Here is a 16,957-nt window from a genome sequence, read left to right on the forward strand (position 1 = left end):
CCCACTTTTTTCATGCCGTAAAACACTTCGTTGTCTAGGTGTGTCACCGCGGTATTCTTGATCACGACTATGCTTGACAACCCTAAAACGAACCATGCGGACCAGCGCTGTGTGGCCCCTCGGCACGGCGACCGCTACGAGAAGTGGTGCGCCATATCGGAGTGGCCCATGGCCGCGTGCTCGGCTCTCTTTCTTGCCGCGTATGCGTACGTGGTGATCGCGAATCTGCGCGAAAGTGAAATTTCGTGGCCGTTCGCAGTCATGTTCGTAGTGTGGGCGGTGTACGTTGTGGATTACGTCGTGAGTCTCGCGCTTGTAAAACATCGAGCTTCGTGGTTCTTCAGGCACCTACATCTGCTACTCATCGCGGTGTTCCCGTTTCTACGTCCGCTCTACTTGCTGCGCCTCATTCCGTTTCTTAAGTTTTTCCACCGGAAGGTTGGCGTACGCCTCCGCAGTCAGGCAACCGTCTATATTTTTGCAGGGTTTGTCTTCCTCATTTTTGTGGGTGCGCTAGCAATCCTTGATGCTGAACAGAACCAGCCTGGCGCAAACATCACCGATTTCTCTGACGCATTGTGGTGGTCCATTGTCACTATCACAACAGTGGGTTACGGCGATTTTTACCCCGTGACGGGGCTGGGACGTTTCATTGCCGCGTTGCTCATGATCGCCGGTATCGCACTGATCGGTTCAGTAACCGCCACCCTTGCTTCGTGGATTGTGGACAGCATCTCAGAAGGCGAAGAAAATCAATCGCAACATCCCACTGCCCACACGTGTGATTGTGAATCGGGCGCCCAAACTAATCCTGAGACGTCACCGTGACGTGAAGTTCGGGAATATGGCGAGGCTGGTCCTTTTCCGGAAATGACAACACAATCTGATCAATAAGCGGTTGCAGAAACAGCTTCCCCAGTTGCCGCACCATCACATTGACTACCTGTTCCACCCGGCTGCGGTCCTGGGAGGCTTTCCCATGGTCGCGTAAGGCGTCAATGCTTTCACCTGATAGGTGCGCAAGACGCGTGATCAACGTGTGGCTGCCGCCTTCTTCAAGCAGGTCACGTCGTAAATACGCAACGATGAGTGGGTTCTCCTGCATCATCGTCGCAACCGACTCATCGCGGTTTGCCGCACTCGCCACTGAGTCGCCCGCCTGAGTGTCCGCCCGAGCAATCGCGTTCGCAAACTGCTCCACTATCCAACTTTCAACAGCCTCTTTGAGCCCCTCTTTGGACCCGAAGTGGTGAGAAATCAGACCAATGGTGACTCCCGCCTCGGCGGCAATGGCACGCATGGGCGTGCCCGCAAAGCCCGAGGTGGCGAACTGGTGAAGGCCAGCGTTGCGGATCCGTGCCCGGCTAGTGAGATCGCTGTTGAGGCCGTGTGAGTCTGGCGCTGTTTCCATTGTGCTGTCCTCCCGTGCAATTCAGCCACTATATCTATTGAATAGTTGTTCAGTCAGTTATACATTGAATCAAAGTTCTCTACATTGTTGAGGAGCTCGGATGAATCAGCAGCCACTCTCCGGCGTCACCGTCATCACCCTGGCCGTGAACCTGCCTGGCCCACTCGCAGCGGCGCGATTGGCAAGCCTGGGTGCGCGGGTCGTCAAAGTCGAACCACCCATTGGCGACCCCCTAAGCCTGTATGTCACCGACTACTACAAGGAACTTGCTACCGGTCAGGAGGTCGTGACAATCGACCTGAAATCCCCTGAAGGTGTGCGACAGTTCGACCAGCTCGCCAAAGAAGCCGATATTCTGCTCACAGCCATGCGTCCCAAAGCCGCACATGCGCTGGGCATCCCAGACACAGTCGACAAGTACAGGCTGGTTCATGTTGAAATCGTGGGATTCGCAGGCGACCGCGCTGACGTACCCGGCCACGACCTGACTTACCAAGCAGCCCACAAAACCTTGGTTCCCGGCACTATGCCCACCGTGCCGGTCGCCGATGTTTTGGGAGGAGAACACGCAGCCCTCCAGGCGCTTGCCGGACTGCGCGAAAAAGAAAACCGGGGAGCTGATGCGGCAGGTGGAATTGTCAAGCGAGTGGTTCTGGACGAAGCCGCTCAGTGGGCAGCCGGGCCAGCCCGTCACGGTCTGACCGGGCCCGGGACGCGACTGGGCGGAGCCTCGCCGGAATACCGCACGTACGCCACCCAGGACGGACACATTGCCGTTGCGTGCTTGGAGCCCCACTTCGCAAAAGCCCTGGCAGAACAGCTGGGGTCGGAGCACGAAGAACTCGAGGCCGCGTTTGCGTCCCAGCCCACTGCGCACTGGGTCGAATTCGCGCACTCCCACGACCTGCCCATCGAACCAATCGCCGTTTAAACACATCTGATCCGACATGGATCCAACCCGACAAAGGAGTCGACATGGCAACACTTCCACTGGCACTTCGTAGGACAGCAAACACGTACCCGGATCAGCCGGCGATTACATTTGAATCCACCACGCTGACGTACAAAGAGCTCGACGAACGCGTGGACCAGTTCGCAGCTGAGCTCATTGAGCGAGGCGTGAACAAAGGAGACCGGCTGGTCATTGTGGCGGGCAACTCAGACGTCTTCGCGTACGCGGTTCTAGGTGGGTTGCGGGCTGGCGCCATTGTCGCCCCGGTCAACCCTAAGTCCGCGGGTGCAGAGATCGAGCACTTCGTCACCGACGCGGACGTACACTCGATTATCTTCGACGCGCTGTGCGCGCCTGCGGTTAAGGCGTGGGCCGAGGCGTACCCGGAGACCGCTGCCAAGGTTAACGCGCGGTCGCTGGGGGCTACTGAGTTCGGTGACGACCTCCTCGGGGCGGCGTTACAGCGCCCTGCCGCGCCGGTGGAGCTTGGGCTGGAAGAGGACGATGACTGCCTCATCATTTACACCTCGGGAACCACCGGAAAGCCAAAAGGCGCGCTTTTCGACCACCACCGGGTGCTGTGGGTGGGCGTGAACACCATTGGTGGCGTGGGGTTGCGCATCCGCGACCGCTACCTGATCGTGGCCCCGCTGTACCACTCCGCGGCGCTGAATCTGTTGTTCTTCCCAGCGCTGATGATGGGCGCTCACCAGGTCATTCACTCTGGGTTTGACCCCGAGGCGGTGCTTAACGAGATCGACAAAACGAAGATTAACGTGTTCTTCGGGGTGCCCACGATGTTTGCGTTCATGTTGCGGTCGCCCAACCTTGCGAAGTTCGATCTGTCGAGCTTGCGGGTGGCGTTCTATGGAGCGGCACCTATGCCTGGAAGTGTGGCGGAGCGCCTGTTTGAGGTGATGCCTCAGACCGAGATTATCCAGCTGTGCGGCCAGACCGAAGGTGGCCCCGGAGGCATCATCCTGCTGCATGAGGAGGTCAAGGCCAAGCCATCAGCGTCTGGCCGGTATGCGACTTTGAACACGGAAGTCCGGGTGGTCGACGCTGAAGGCAAGGACGTTCGCCCTGGTGAGGTGGGTGAAATGATCATGCGGGGCGAGTCCATGATGAAGGAATACTGGCGCAGGCCCGACGCAACCGCGCAGACGGTTATCGACGGGTGGGTACACACCGGCGACTTGGCTCACGTTGATGAGGAAGGGTACATCACGCTGGTTGACCGCCTGAAAGACATGATTATCACCGGTGGGCACAATGTGTATTCCGCCGAGGTGGAAAATGCGTTGGCAGCGTACCCGGAGATTACCGACATTGCGGTGGTGTCCCGTCCGCACCCGGACTACGGTGAAACGGTCGTGGCGGTTGTGACCCCGGCTGAAGGTGGGAACCCCACGCTTGAAGGGTTGCGCGCGTTTGCGGAACCGTTGCTGACGCACTACAAGATTCCGCGTGAACTCATCATTGAGGACATTCCGCGCAACCCGTCCGGAAAGATCCAAAAGCACAAGCTGAGGGAGAAGATTGCCCGTAAATGACCATCGCCTGGCGACTTTCGCCCTTCGAAATAGACTTTCGCCCTCACAAATAAAGGAGTACAAAAGTGATTCTTGACGGATACCGCGGTGCGTGGGAAACCGAAGAAACCGATGACCTGCGTGACCTCACGCGGACCTTCTTGGAGAAGGAAGCGAAGCCCAACTTGGCGCGTTGGGCCGAAGAGCACAAGATCGACCGCGAGTTCTGGAACAAAGCCGGTGAGCTGGGACTTCTGTGTGTGTCCATTCCGGAAGAGTACGGCGGCGGTGGCGGAACGTTTGCCCACGAAGCTGTTGTATTGCAGGAGCAGGGGTACATTGGCGACGCGGCGTGGGGTTACGCCGTTCACTCCACGATTGTGGCGCACTACATCAACGCGATTGGAACGGAAGAGCAGAAGAAGCGCTGGCTACCGGGCCTGGCGTCCGGTGAGCTGGTTGGTGCTATTGCCATGACTGAGCCGGGCACTGGTTCTGACCTCCAAGCGGTTAAGACCAAGGCTGTTTTGGACGGCGACGAGTACGTCATCAACGGTGCGAAGACGTTCATTTCGAACGGTACGCACGCGGATATCGTCATTATTGTGGCGCGTACTAACGACCAGCCGGGTGGTAAGGGGCTGTCGCTCATTGTCGCCGAGGTGAATGACCTTCCCGGGTTCTCGCGCGGTCGCGTTCTGGACAAGGTTGGGCAGCGCGGACAGGACACTCGCGAGTTGTTCTTTGAGGACATGCGGGTGCCGGCCCAGAACCTGTTGGGTGGTGTTGAAGGTAAGGGGTTCATCCACCTGATGCAGCAGTTGCCGCAGGAGCGGTTGGCGCTGGCCGTCACCGGTGTGACCACGGCTGAGTATGCGGTGCGTTTGACCATTGACTACGCGAAGGAACGTGAAGCTTTTGGGCGCCCGATTCTGGGATTCCAGAACACCAAGTTTGTTCTGGCGGAATGCGCCACCGACACGTTCGCGGCACGCACCTTCGTGGACCACCTCATTGCTCAGCACATCGATGGGAAGCTGACCACCGAGCAGGCGTCCGCAGGTAAGTACTGGGCGACCGACATTCAGAACAACGTGATCGACCGGTGTGTACAGATTTTCGGTGGATATGGGTACATGCTCGAATACCCGATTGCGCGGATGTACGCCGATGCGCGCGTCCAGAAGATCTACGGCGGTACCAACGAAATCATGAAGGACCTCATTTCGCGTGGGCTGTAGGGCGTAGGGAATACGTCAGCAGGCGAGCAGATTCCAACAGCCAAAAAAGTTTACGAAAGGAAACCACTGTGCAGTTTGCTAACAAGACTCTCATTGTGACAGGAGGCGGGTCTGGTCTGGGCGCTGCCACGACTGAGGCGCTGATTGAGCGAGGCGCTCGCGTGTTCATCGCCGACCTCAAGGGCGAAGCGCCGACTGGTGCTGAGTTCGTCGAAACTGATGTGACGAGCCCTGACAGTGTTTCAGCGCTGGTGGACAAGGCCAATGCCGACGGAAACCTGGCAGGGCTGGTCAACTGTGCTGGGATCGGAACCGCGCAGAAAACCGTGAGCTCCAAGGGGCCGCACGACCTCGAATCGTTCGCCAAGGTTGTGAACGTCAACCTCATTGGTACGTTTAACGCAATTCGCTTGGCGTCCTGGGCGATGTCGCAGAATGAGCCGGGCGAAGATGGTGAGCGTGGCGTGATTGTGAACACTGCGTCGGTTGCGGCGTTCGAGGGCCAGATTGGTCAGGCTGCGTACTCTGCTTCTAAGGGAGGCGTTGCCGGGATTACGTTGCCTATTGCCCGTGACTTGGCGAGTGTGGGGATCCGCGTCGTCACGATTGCGCCTGGGTTGTTCCTCACTCCAATGTTGGCGGGACTGCCTGAAGCGGCACAGGAGTCGCTGGGCAAGCAGGTTCCGTTCCCGCAGCGCCTGGGCCGGCCGAGCGAATACGCCAACCTGGTGACGCACATCGTGGAGAACCGCATGCTTAACGGTGAAGTGATTCGCCTTGACGGTGCTATCCGCATGGCGCCACGCTAAACCGACAGCGTATATGGGCAGGTGACCGCAAGGTTGCCTGCCCTCTTTTTTATGTGCGCCGAGGTGGCACCTGGGTTTCCGTTTTTCTTCACCTGCCGCCTGATAAACCTGCCCAGGAATTTCATGTCCAGACAACACAAGGTGAGTGATGCAGCGCATTATATTGCGCAGTTTTGCTCGTTTTGCGCCGTCATGCTTGGGGCTATGCGCGTGTGTTCCCGGGATTTTCGTAGCAGGTGCCGGGTCTGTGGGAAGTTGATCGCGATATGGTGCGCGGCATAGTTGGTGGAGCATGTATAACCGCCTGTTGCCCTACGGATTGCTGGGCAACAGGTCCCTGCTGTACACACTTTTTGAGTATTAAACTCGGCTCGCGACTGTGCACATCCTTTGACTTACATGAGGGTGTTGCTGGCGAAGCGCGATCGGCTGTAAGAGTCGAGTGTCCTGCGCGCTGGCATATGTCTTGTAGCGCTGATCTATCGTGACCGTCACCTACACAAGCGAGCGTCGTCTGCGGTGTCCATAGCTGAATGCGTTTCACTGAACGCTTTTCGCGCCCGCAACTGGGCGTTCGTCGTGCCCATGCCTGTTCGCTTGTCGTCACCACAACTCAGCGCCGTTCGTCGCCACGGCAGAGCGCTTGTGGTGTCTTCAGCTGAATGCTTTTGGATACCCAACTGAACGCGTGTGGCTTCTTTGACTGAACACTCGTTCGAAAATAAATCGAAACAAAACGAACAAAACCCTTGACTCACACATTCGAACACAAATAGAATAGAAACACGCAAGGAGGTGAAACCACATGACCACAACAATCCACGACCAGCACAACGACATGTACGACGGGCCGGCTGTTGAGCTATTCGAAACAGTCAAAACCACCACACGACTCATGGACGAAGCACGCGTGAAACAAGCCGAAGCAGTCGCTGCGTTGATCAGCGCCCACGTAACGCCGGTGGATGATTTCACTGACGGCATGCACGCAGTATTCACCTCCAACCCGGGAGCAGGCCCACTGGTCACTAACGGGAAAGCAGGACAAAACTTCAACGCGGGTAAGGTTTCACACTCAGCTTCGGGTTCGTCTTCTGCTTTCGGGCCGGTGACTGTTGCTTCTCATGCGGGCGCTGGGGTTGTTTCTGCGGATGGTCCGCGCGCCACTGTTGGTATTGACGATGTGGTGGCGTGTGTGGCCCTGCCTTCGGGTGAAGTGTGCACGGTTGCCAGTGTCGAACGCGTACCAGAGGAACTACCGACTCCGACAGAAGGGGTGTTGGCGAAAATCTTGGATTGTACGCGTGCCCAGGTGGTGACCCAGGTGCGGAAGATCATGACGGCTGTGGTGCTCATGCCCAAACTCTGGTCGTTAGCGAAACAGGGTGTGATCGGGTTTGACCGGCTTCTTTATACGGCTGGCAGGGCCGGTCGTGCTGGGGTGTGTATCCCGGTGTTTGATGAACTGCTCACCAGTAAGCGTGTGGACGTGTCATGGAAAACCTTTAAACGGCATGTCACTGAAGTGCTCGCCATGCTCACCACCCCTGAAACCAGGGCTGCGAACGCTCACCGTAACCGGTCAGTGTCGTATTGGGTCAATGATGACGGGACAGCCACGTTGAGTCTTACCGGTCCTGTGTTGGAGATGGAAGCGTTTTACCAGCGTGTACGCGGGACTGCCAGAGCAATCATGGCGAACCACATAGAACCGTTCACTGCCACGTTGACGGATGAACAACAAGCCCTGTTCATCACTGAAGACAACGGGGACGTTTCTGAAGTACGTGTGGGTGACCTGGGCAGGGTTGAGGTTGATGATGACCGGCTCATGGACCAACTCACCCTGGACCTAATCACCGGCGCCAAACCCTCAACGACACTTCGTGTCCGAGTGACCCGGACAGGCAAACAGGCGCCGATTAGAGTCATCCACACCAGGCCAGATAGCCCGGGTGCGGATGATGCTGAAGTGATCCTCGAAAACGGCACCCCAATCCAAACCGAAAACGCTCCAGGCGCGCATGCCCAGGGCGGGAACGCCACTGGCAAGGACGCAAACGTTGCTGATGCAAACGGCGGTTCCGCAACTGACGGGTTTGGCGCTGGTGCTTCTGGTCCGGGAGATTCTGGTTCTGTGTGGGCTGAGAAGTGTGAAGCCCGTCAGGCTGAGGACGTGTATGAGCTTGAGTTGTGCGTGTCCATGCCTGAAAAAGAAGAATGGCTCAAATCCCAAGCCAGCATTAACCTCACAGTCCCGGTACTGCACTTCCTCATGAACAACCCACCACCAAACCAAGAACAAAACCCCGACCAAAACGAACAACACAGACCCGGAACTGGCCAAGAGGTCCACAGGCACAGGGTTAAAGAACAGAGACCTGAAGAACAAATACCTGTGCGACAAAACTCTGGAACACCGGTAAACAGCGAACAAGCATTCACATACCAGGGGAGTAGTGCGCCACCAGGAGTTGGGGTCTCGCCGGGTTATGACGAGCCGATGTCCGGGAACCAGGGGACAGGTGTGCCACCGGGTAGTGAAGAAACCCTAAACTCCGAAAAGTTCTTGAACACTGAGGAACCCGTGAGTGCCAGCGAGCCTGTGGGTGCTGGTAGTGAGCTTGATTATGGGCTGCCAGTCAAGGTGGACCCAGATGTGCGGGTTCCGGTGATGATGAATAACCGGGTGCCATTAGACACGAAGACTGCTGATCGGGTGATTACGCGGGCGAAGTGGGTGTACCGGATGTTCACCGACCCCCAAACCGGGGTAGTCCTGGAATCTGCGCCGACGAAGTATTACATACCCGCGGCTTTGAAGCGCATGGTTGAGGCTAGGCATCCTGATTGCAGTGCTCCGTGGTGTGCGGTCCCTGCCAGGGTGTGTGAGAAGGACCATATCGAACCGTTCAACCACAAGGATCCCGAGAATGGTGGGTTGACGGTGATGGAGAATTTGCATCCGCTGTGTAAGCGGCATCATCAAGAGAAAACTCAGAAACGATTACGTGTCGACAGGATGGATGATGGTTCCTTGGCGTGGGTGCTGCCCAGGATTGGTGCGATGCTGGTCTACCCGCCAGAATCCCGGATCAACCAACTTCAGTATGAGCGGTTAATCGAGTACTTCGATACCGGTGACCAAGACATCAGCCACACCATCAACAACTACCTAGCAACAGAACACCAAACTGCACGCCGCTCTGAACCTGAGACGGCACGCACCCCTGCCACGGCCACAAACGACCCTGAACCCCGGACTGCTCCAATTTCAGGGCGGGCCAACGAACACACTGGCAAGACCTACCCCCGTGAGGTTGCTGACGAGTACGCGCTAGCAGGGGAGGTGATCAACAGTGACACCCGACCATGGCAGCCCAGCGAAGAACCACCACCGTTCTGAGTTGCCACCACGATTCTGATTCGAGCCCTTTTAGTTAGCTGTACTGACGTACTGTTGAACCATCCACCAAGCCCGTACCTACGGCAGGAGCGCAATGACACTTAACTACTGCACCCACCCAACACCTCTGGGCGAGCTACTACTCGTCACGCGCAACGGTGCGCTCGTCAACGTAGGGCTGCCCGGGCAAAACATCGAACCGCCCCGCCCGGCAACAGTCGGGACGCACGACACTGGCGAACACCTCGGCGCCATCACCCAGCAATTCGACGAGTACTTCAGCGGCCAGCGAACCACGTTCGACATGAACATAGACATCAGCGAAACCACCGATTTCAGGCGGGCCGTGCTGGAACACCTCGTGACAATCCCGTACGGGGAAACGCGCACGTACACTCAAGTCGCCGAGGCGGTAGGCCGGCCCCGCGCGGTGCGCGCCGTGGGCTCGGCGTGTGCCACAAACCCGGTGCCCATCGTCATTCCGTGCCACCGGGTACTCCGGTCGGACGGGTCACTCGGCGGCTACGCGGGCGGCCTGGACATGAAACGTACGCTATTGGAACTCGAACAGTGACCGACAGCGCCACCTCACTCAGCCGCGCCGCCGCCACCGCCCGTGGCCTCATAGTAGGTACAGACGGACTGGCACGCCCGCCATGGGCCGCGCATGACCCGCTTCTTCGTGACTACTACGACCACGAATGGGGCGTGCCCGTCACCGATGAAACCGGCATCTTCGAACGGCTGTCCCTTGAAGCTTTCCAGGCGGGACTCTCGTGGGAGACGATCCTGAAGAAGCGGCCCGCGTTCCGGGAGGCGTTCGCCGGTTTCACCCCCGAGGTCGTTGCCAGTTTCGACGACACCGACCGAGCTCGCCTAATGGCAGATACTCGAATCGTGCGCAACCGGGCAAAAATCGACGCCACAATCAACAACGCGCGCGCAACTCTGCAACTTCGCGACAGCGGGGGACTGGCTGACCTTGTGTGGTCGTTCCGGCCGGACTCGTGGACACCCCCGCAGACAGTGAGCGAAATCCCGACCACCTCACCGGAGTCCCACGCACTCGCGAAAGCACTGCGCAAACGAGGCTTCCGATTCGTGGGCCCCACCACCATGTTCGCTCTCATGGAAGCCGTGGGAATTGTGGACACACACGTGCCAGGAGCATATAAACCGGACTGCTCATAAACCAACAGCAGTTAGGAGCAACAACACTCTGGAACAACACACGGCATCCAGAAACACGAAGGGCCGCACCCGTCACAGGTGCGGCCCTCGTTCGTGCATCCGGGATTATCCGAAGCGACCAGAAATGTAGTTCTGGGTCTCCTCGTGCGAGGGGTTCGAGAAGATGACCGAGGTGTCATCGTATTCAATGAGGTGACCTGGCTTACCGGTTCCCGCAATGTTGAAGAACGCGGTCTTGTCAGCCACACGTGCAGCCTGCTGCATGTTGTGGGTCACGATCACAACCGTGAACTGTTCCTTGAGGTCGTTAATCAGATCCTCAACAGCCAAGGTCGAAATCGGGTCAAGAGCTGAACAAGGCTCGTCCATGAGGATCACATCTGGCTCAACAGCAATCGTGCGAGCAATGCACAGACGCTGCTGCTGACCACCAGAGAGACCAGAACCTGGGCGGTCCAGACGGTCCTTCACTTCGTTCCACAGGTTTGCACCAGTGAGCGAACGCTCAACGATTTCGTTCGCACGCTGCGAGCTCAGACGAGTTCCATTGAGCTTGTAACCTGCCAGCACGTTTTCACGAATCGACATCGTAGGGAATGGGTTAGGGCGCTGGAACACCATACCCACCATGGTGCGAACCACAACAGGGTCCACGCCAGGTCCGTAAATGTCTTCGTTGTCCAGCAGAATCTGACCCTCTGCACGAGCACCAGGAAGCACTTCGTGCATACGGTTGATTGTGCGGAGGAACGTGGTCTTACCGCAACCGGAAGGACCGATGAATGCGGTGACGCTACGAGGTGCAATGTCGATGTTGACCTTCTCTACCGCAAGGAAGTTGCCGTAGTAGACGTCTAGGTCAATGGCTTGGATGCGCTTTGACATAAGTGTTTCCTTCTTCTTTGCGGCCTTAGCGACCGGTCTTCTTAGGGGCGAACGCCTTGGCGATAATACGAGCGACCAGGTTCAAGAGCATCACGATGACGATCAGGACCAAAGCCGCTGCCCATGCACGTGCGATCGATGGGTCCGGTGCTGCTGGTGCAGTTGGGTTGACGAGCTGACGGTAAATGTACACAGGAAGGGCAGTCATCCATCCGTTGAACACATTCCAGTTGGTTGCTGCAATGTAACCTGCGGTCACCAGGATCGGTGCGGTTTCACCGGTAACACGGGCAATTGCCAGCGTCACACCAGAAGCGATACCCGAGATTGAGGTAGGAAGAACAACCTTCACAATGGTGCGCCACTTACGAACACCCAGTGCATAGGACGCTTCGCGCAATTCGTTCGGAACAACGCGCAACATTTCTTCCGTCGAACGCACTACAACCGGGATCATGAGGATCGACAGCGCGATCGCCGCCGTGAAGCCCATCTTGACCAGCTGCAGCTTAGCCGGGCTCGTTCCAATGAACGTCGTGATGAACAGCTGGAACACAGCGAACGCGAACAGACCCGCAACAATCGACGGAATACCGGTCATAACGTCCACGAAGAACGTGATCGCACGCGAGAACAGCTTTCCTTTACCGTACTCAACCAGGTAGATCGAGGTCATGAGCCCCACAGGCACCGAAATAATGGTGGCAAGCAGGGTAATCATGAGCGTACCTACCAGACCGTGTGCGAAACCACCCATGAGTGGTCCACCCTGAGCGGTCTGCTGGTCAGTCGCACCCGTGACCCCATCCATGTCTTGGAAGAGCATCGCTGGGTTGCGGAGCAGGCTTGGTAGACCGTTTGCTACCACGGTCCACAGCACGGAAACCAGTGGGAGGAGCGCAATGATGAACGTCGCCCACACGAGGTTTTTCCAGAGCCCGTCTGCTGCGCGACGACGGTTCTCCATCGCGAACGTCACGATGTACATTCCGATGATGTACGCAATCGCGGTGATAATTGCGAAGCCAACAATGGAGAACGTGTGCTGGACCAAGAACGTCCATGCAAGCCCCACAACCGCAGCGCCAGCCAGAACAGCAAGCCAGATCCATGACGGCTTCTGACCAGCGGTCAAAGAGTTCTTCTGCTTACCCTTGCGCGCAAGAGTCTTAGGCGCCTCGGTCTTGGTGTCAGTGTTTGTCTCAGTGTTTTTCGACATTAGTTAGCCCCCGAGAATTCTTTGTGGCGGCTGACGATCCAGCGCGCAAGCATGTTGACGACCAGGGTGATGATGAACAGCATCAAACCAGCTGCAATCAGTTCGTTCTGGCGCATTCCGAACGCTTCTGGGAAGTTCAGAGCAATTTCTGACGGGATAGTTGCGTTGTGTCCGGACGAAATGAGGCTGAGCGAGAAGATACCGGGCGAAAGCACCAGGGTCACAGCCATGGTTTCACCGAGCGCACGCCCAAGCCCAAGCATGATGGACGAAATGATACCGGCGCGCGCGAATGGGAACACCGTCATACGGATCATTTCCCATCGCGTAGCGCCAAGCGCCAACGCAGCTTCTTCGTGCAATTTAGGTGTCTGGACGAAGATTTCACGACACAGCGACGTAATGATGGGCAGAATCATGACCGCAAGAACGATTCCAGATGTGAGGATCGTACGACCGGTGTTCGAGGCTTCACCGCCGAACAGTGGGATCCAGCCCAAGTACTTGTTGAGCCACGCATACGCAGGGACCAGCGAAGAAGCGAGGAATGTCATACCCCACGCACCGTAGACAACAGAAGGAATCGCAGCGAGCAAGTCGATGACGTACCCAACCGGAGTTGCGATTTTACTAGGTGCGTAGTGCGAAATGAAGAGAGCGACTCCCACCGCGATCGGGGTAGCAATAAGAAGTGCAATTGCCGATGCGATGAGCGTTCCAGCCATAAGCGGCCAGACGTACTGGAAGAAGTTGTCCGCACTGACGATGCTGTCTTGGTTCGAAAAGACCTTTGGCCACAGTGCTGGAAGGGACTCGACTACCAGGAAGATTGCAACGAACGCGAGGACCAGAAGAATGATGGCACCGGCAACCAGCGCAAGGCCAGAGAAGACCTTGTCTCCAGCCGCGCCACCACGCGCCGACTTGGTGACCGAGGGAGCCTTCTTGTCCTGTGGCTCCGCAGTAGTATGGCTCACAATAAATCCCTAAATTAAACGAAAGCGGGTAAGTCCCGCTAGTGGATATGTGTGAAAAGGTGTGTGCATAGAACAGCCACCAGACCCAGACAACGGGTCCGGTGGCTGTCCTTTCAGCTCATGCTCTTAAGGCTCAAGCAATTAGCCCTGAGCAGTGATAGCGTCGATTTCCTTCATCGCAGCGTCGCGAGTGGTCTGCGAGATAGGAGCGTTACCTGCAGCAGCTTCTGCGTCCTTCTGGCCCTTTTCGGACACTACGTAGGAAGCGAATGCCTTTGCCAGGTCAGCGGTTTCCTGGTCCTGGTACTGCTTGCAGTAGATGTGGTAGGAAACCAGAACGATTGGGTAAACACCCGATTCTTCGCTCTTACGGTCGAGTTCGATAGCGCCAGCTTCGCCAGGCTTGGAAGCGTCAACCATCTTCGCAGCAGCTTCTGCTGAGTAAGGAACGTATTCTTCACCGACCTTGACGGAAACGGTTCCGAGTTCACCAACCTGTGAAGCGTCAGCGTAGGTGATCGCACCTTCCTTCTGCTGGGTCAGCGAAACAACACCGGAGGTCTGCTGTGCAGATTCGCCACCGAGTTCCTTTGGCCAGGTTTCGATTTCGCCTGGCTTCCAAGCGTCACCAGCAGCTTCGGTGAGGTAAGCGGTGAAGTTTTCAGTGGTACCGGAGTCGTCTGCACGGTGGACAGGAACGATGTCCATGTCAGGAAGTTCAACGCCTTCGTTCTGCTTTGCGATTGCGTCGTCGTTCCACTTCTTGATTTCGCCAGCGAAGATCTTAGCGATGGTTTCTGCGTCGAGCTTAACTTCGTCAACGTCAGGCAGGTTGTAAGCAACTGCAATTGGGGAGATGTAAGCAGGAACGTGGAAAGGACCACCGTCACCGCAAACCTTCTTTGCTTCTTCGAGCTCTTCGTCCTTCAGAGCTGCGTCGGAACCAGCGAAGGAGTACTGGCTACCCAGGAAACCTTTACGTCCGGAACCGGAACCAACTGGGTCGTAGTTGACGGAGAGTTCAGGGTTGTCAGCCTTAACGCCTTCGGCCCAAGCGGTCATAGCAGCTTCCTGCGAGGAAGCGCCACCACCGATCAGGGTGCCGGATACGGCCTTGTCGCCACCGTTGTCGCCGCCCTTGTCTCCGTTGTCAGAGGAGCCACCGCAAGCGGACAGGGTCAGTGCGCCAGCAGCCAGAATTGCTGCGGCAGGTGCGAAACGCTTGAGCTTCACGAGGATACCTTTCGGTCTGTTCGAGTTGGGGAAGTTCCCCACGTGCAACTCAACGTTAAAAGTCCATGGTTTACGCAAGTATCAGTTCAGGTTAACGGGGGGTTAATTCGCTTAGAAAAAGTTGAGATCTTGGTTACTTTTTCATCACAACGAGGCATTAGCGAATCTGGCAGGAGTGCTGATGAGGGTCCTGGGTGCGCACCCTAGGTGTCAATAGGCCGGTACCTCTCCACCTCAACAATCCGTGGCACGGGCCCCGGGCGGAAATAAGCAATCAGAATCTCGCCGGGGTTCATGTACGGGTCTTCACTTGGGAGCTTTTCGGCAAGCCCCGTAGGCGCAAAGGATGCGAGCGTGCGAAAAACCGTCGGCAAAACAGGCCGGTGGGTGCAAATCGCAACCGCCTGTTCTTTCGCAATGATCTTTTCTAGCGCCTGCTTTGTCTTTTCAGGCTTATTTGAATTGTTCTTTTCGCTGAGCCATTTAATGGTTTTGATATTCCGCCCCGTAGACGCGGAATACGGTTTGAGTGTGGCCACGCACCGTTTCCACGGACTGGAGATCAAACGCCTGGGCTCCCACGCGTCCAAAAGTCCAGTCAGCGCTAAAGACTGGCGCGTTCCCAGACCCAACAACGGCCGCAACTGTTCTGTCTCGTGCCACTTGGAACGGGGAAACGCCTTCCCATGACGCACGATGATCACTGGAAACCCGTACAAGCTACCCGTCTGGTGCGCCTGCTCCAGCCGGTCAAGCTGCTCGCGGTCAGAAAAACGAGTGAGCTTGTTCCGTGCATCTTCGATGGGCAACCACACAGCCTTGTCAATTTCTTTTGGATTAGCAGGCCGAGGTGGTGCTTCCGTTTCGACGTGCGCCGCCCAGTATTCGACGTGCTTGGAAAGTTTCTTTCCCACCGTGTACCGGGCTGGCGGCAAGGGGAGTCCAAGCGTCACTCGGTATCCGGTTTCTTCTTCAATTTCTCGGATCGCGCATTCGGGTAGCGTTTCGCCTTTTTCGACTTTGCCTTTTGGCCACGCCCAGTCGTCGTATTTGGGCCGGTGTACCAGAAGCACTTCAAGACGACCACCGGCTTTGCGCCACAGCACGGCACCAGCTGCCAGCACATCGGCGTTCAGCCGTGCGGATTCGCCTGCGTTGGAAACGGGGGTGGGGCTCACGTGTGTTCCTGAGGTGCGTAGCTTATGTGGCGGATTTCGTTCACAAACCCCAGCTTCCTATACACATGGAGTGCTGAGTCGTTGTCAGACTCGACGTACAACTCAATCGCGTCCACTCCACTATCTATAAGGTGTCGCATGCCCGCAATCATCAAGGCCGTACCCAGGCCACGCGAGTGGACCTGCGGGTCCACTCCAATGACGTAAACCTCACCCATGGTGAGCCCACTGGGGTGGGTAGTGTGAATCTTCGTGTGATGGAAACCCACAACCTCACCATTCTGAACCGCAAAGAAAACGGAAGCTGGATCAAAACCAGGGTCTTCCACAATCTTCGCGTAGTCCTGCGCGCTCTGGTTGCCCTGTTCGGGGTGCCAACTAAACGCAGCGTTGTTGATTTCGCGCCACCGCACTTCATCACCAGGTTGGTAGGTACGGATTTCAACGCCCTCGGGCACGCGCACGTCCGGAACAGCAAGCCCCTCTGCCACCGTCTTCGTCGACAGCTGCAACAGGACTCGTTCACGTGAGTATCCAAACGAATCGGCTAGCGTCTGGGCGGCTGGGTGGTCGCCGTGGGACCACGCCCACGTGCGCGCCAAAACACCCGCCTCACGGGCACGCGCGCGGAGATCTTCAGCAAGAAGCCGGCCGCCACCTCGGCCGCGGAACTCCTGCGCCACACACATTTCCACGGCACTACGTTCGCCCTGGTCAACAACCGCGCCAAACCCTGCCAACCGGCCCTCAAAGACAAGCCCAAGGGAGACAGGCGCGTGCGTCCCAGAGTCGCCAACCTGATCAAGCGCACCGAGGACACCGTCAGACAGCGGCGCCACGTGGTCATGAGCGGTCACTTCGCGCAGGAGTTCGCGGACGCTGTCGTCCACTTTCATCTCACGTGTGTGTGACACGCGGGTCCT

Annotated in this window: 15 protein-coding genes; 8 read left to right on the forward strand and 7 right to left on the reverse strand. The window is 57.2% G+C overall.

Annotated features, from left to right (window positions below; translation table 11 throughout):
• Positions 1–168: 168 nt before the first annotated feature.
• The gene (locus MHX53_RS00925; protein WP_180965348.1) at positions 169–828 is read left to right on the forward strand and encodes a potassium channel family protein; all 660 of its coding nucleotides are present in this window, start codon (positions 169–171) and stop codon (positions 826–828) included.
• On the opposite strand, the gene MHX53_RS00930 is transcribed toward MHX53_RS00925, so the two are convergent.
• Complete coding sequence (locus MHX53_RS00930) at positions 806–1,411, reverse strand: TetR/AcrR family transcriptional regulator (protein WP_239270913.1); 606 nt, start codon at positions 1,409–1,411, stop codon at positions 806–808. The genes MHX53_RS00925 and MHX53_RS00930 overlap by 23 nt on opposite strands.
• A 100-nt stretch (positions 1,412–1,511) precedes the next feature.
• On the opposite strand from MHX53_RS00930, the gene MHX53_RS00935 reads away from it, so the two are divergent.
• The 7 genes from MHX53_RS00935 (at position 1,512) to MHX53_RS00965 (ending at position 10,542) form a co-directional block, all read left to right on the forward strand.
• Positions 1,512–2,342: a CoA transferase gene (locus MHX53_RS00935; protein WP_239270914.1), complete on the forward strand. Its 831-nt coding sequence runs from the start codon at positions 1,512–1,514 to the stop codon at positions 2,340–2,342.
• A 44-nt stretch (positions 2,343–2,386) separates the two neighbouring features.
• Positions 2,387–3,916: an AMP-binding protein gene (locus tag MHX53_RS00940; RefSeq protein WP_239270915.1), complete on the forward strand. Its 1,530-nt coding sequence runs from the start codon at positions 2,387–2,389 to the stop codon at positions 3,914–3,916.
• Between the two features lie 65 nt (positions 3,917–3,981).
• Positions 3,982–5,136 (forward strand): acyl-CoA dehydrogenase family protein, encoded by a 1,155-nt coding sequence (locus tag MHX53_RS00945; RefSeq protein WP_239270916.1) that lies wholly within the window; start codon positions 3,982–3,984, stop codon positions 5,134–5,136.
• A 68-nt stretch (positions 5,137–5,204) separates the two neighbouring features.
• Positions 5,205–5,945: a 3-hydroxyacyl-CoA dehydrogenase gene (locus MHX53_RS00950; RefSeq protein ID WP_239270917.1), complete on the forward strand. Its 741-nt coding sequence runs from the start codon at positions 5,205–5,207 to the stop codon at positions 5,943–5,945.
• An 805-nt stretch (positions 5,946–6,750) separates the two neighbouring features.
• Positions 6,751–9,351 carry an HNH endonuclease signature motif containing protein gene (locus MHX53_RS00955; RefSeq protein ID WP_239270918.1) on the forward strand — a complete coding sequence of 867 codons (2,601 nt, stop codon included), beginning with the start codon at positions 6,751–6,753 and terminating at the stop codon, positions 9,349–9,351.
• Positions 9,352–9,445: 94 nt separating this feature from the next.
• Positions 9,446–9,925 carry a methylated-DNA--[protein]-cysteine S-methyltransferase gene (locus MHX53_RS00960; RefSeq protein WP_239270919.1) on the forward strand — a complete coding sequence of 160 codons (480 nt, stop codon included), beginning with the start codon at positions 9,446–9,448 and terminating at the stop codon, positions 9,923–9,925.
• Positions 9,922–10,542: a DNA-3-methyladenine glycosylase I gene (locus MHX53_RS00965; protein WP_239270920.1), complete on the forward strand. Its 621-nt coding sequence runs from the start codon at positions 9,922–9,924 to the stop codon at positions 10,540–10,542. The genes MHX53_RS00960 and MHX53_RS00965 overlap by 4 nt, the downstream gene beginning before the upstream one ends.
• 105 nt (positions 10,543–10,647) lie before the next feature.
• On the opposite strand, the gene pstB is transcribed toward MHX53_RS00965, so the two are convergent.
• The 6 genes from pstB to mshD all read right to left on the reverse strand — a co-directional run bounded on the left by pstB (position 10,648) and on the right by mshD (position 16,948).
• Positions 10,648–11,427: a phosphate ABC transporter ATP-binding protein PstB gene (gene pstB, locus MHX53_RS00970; RefSeq protein ID WP_239270921.1), complete on the reverse strand. Its 780-nt coding sequence runs from the start codon at positions 11,425–11,427 to the stop codon at positions 10,648–10,650.
• Positions 11,428–11,452: 25 nt separating this feature from the next.
• Positions 11,453–12,646: a phosphate ABC transporter permease PstA gene (pstA, locus tag MHX53_RS00975; RefSeq protein WP_239270922.1), complete on the reverse strand. Its 1,194-nt coding sequence runs from the start codon at positions 12,644–12,646 to the stop codon at positions 11,453–11,455.
• Positions 12,646–13,623 carry a phosphate ABC transporter permease subunit PstC gene (gene pstC / locus MHX53_RS00980; RefSeq protein ID WP_239270923.1) on the reverse strand — a complete coding sequence of 326 codons (978 nt, stop codon included), beginning with the start codon at positions 13,621–13,623 and terminating at the stop codon, positions 12,646–12,648. The genes pstA and pstC overlap by 1 nt, the downstream gene beginning before the upstream one ends.
• Positions 13,624–13,764: 141 nt before the next feature.
• Entirely contained in the window at positions 13,765–14,856 is a 1,092-nt protein-coding gene (locus tag MHX53_RS00985; RefSeq protein ID WP_102239021.1) for a phosphate ABC transporter substrate-binding protein PstS, read from the reverse strand.
• Positions 14,857–15,059: 203 nt separating this feature from the next.
• Complete coding sequence (locus tag MHX53_RS00990; RefSeq protein WP_102239022.1) at positions 15,060–16,034, reverse strand: NUDIX domain-containing protein; 975 nt, start codon at positions 16,032–16,034, stop codon at positions 15,060–15,062.
• Entirely contained in the window at positions 16,031–16,948 is a 918-nt protein-coding gene (gene mshD, locus MHX53_RS00995; protein WP_204514950.1) for a mycothiol synthase, read from the reverse strand. Before mshD ends, MHX53_RS00990 begins: the two co-directional genes overlap by 4 nt.
• Positions 16,949–16,957 lie beyond the last annotated feature (9 nt).

It is taken from the genome of Brevibacterium sp. ACRRH (genome assembly GCF_022346365.1).
Lineage (GTDB): Bacteria > Actinomycetota > Actinomycetes > Actinomycetales > Brevibacteriaceae > Brevibacterium > Brevibacterium paucivorans.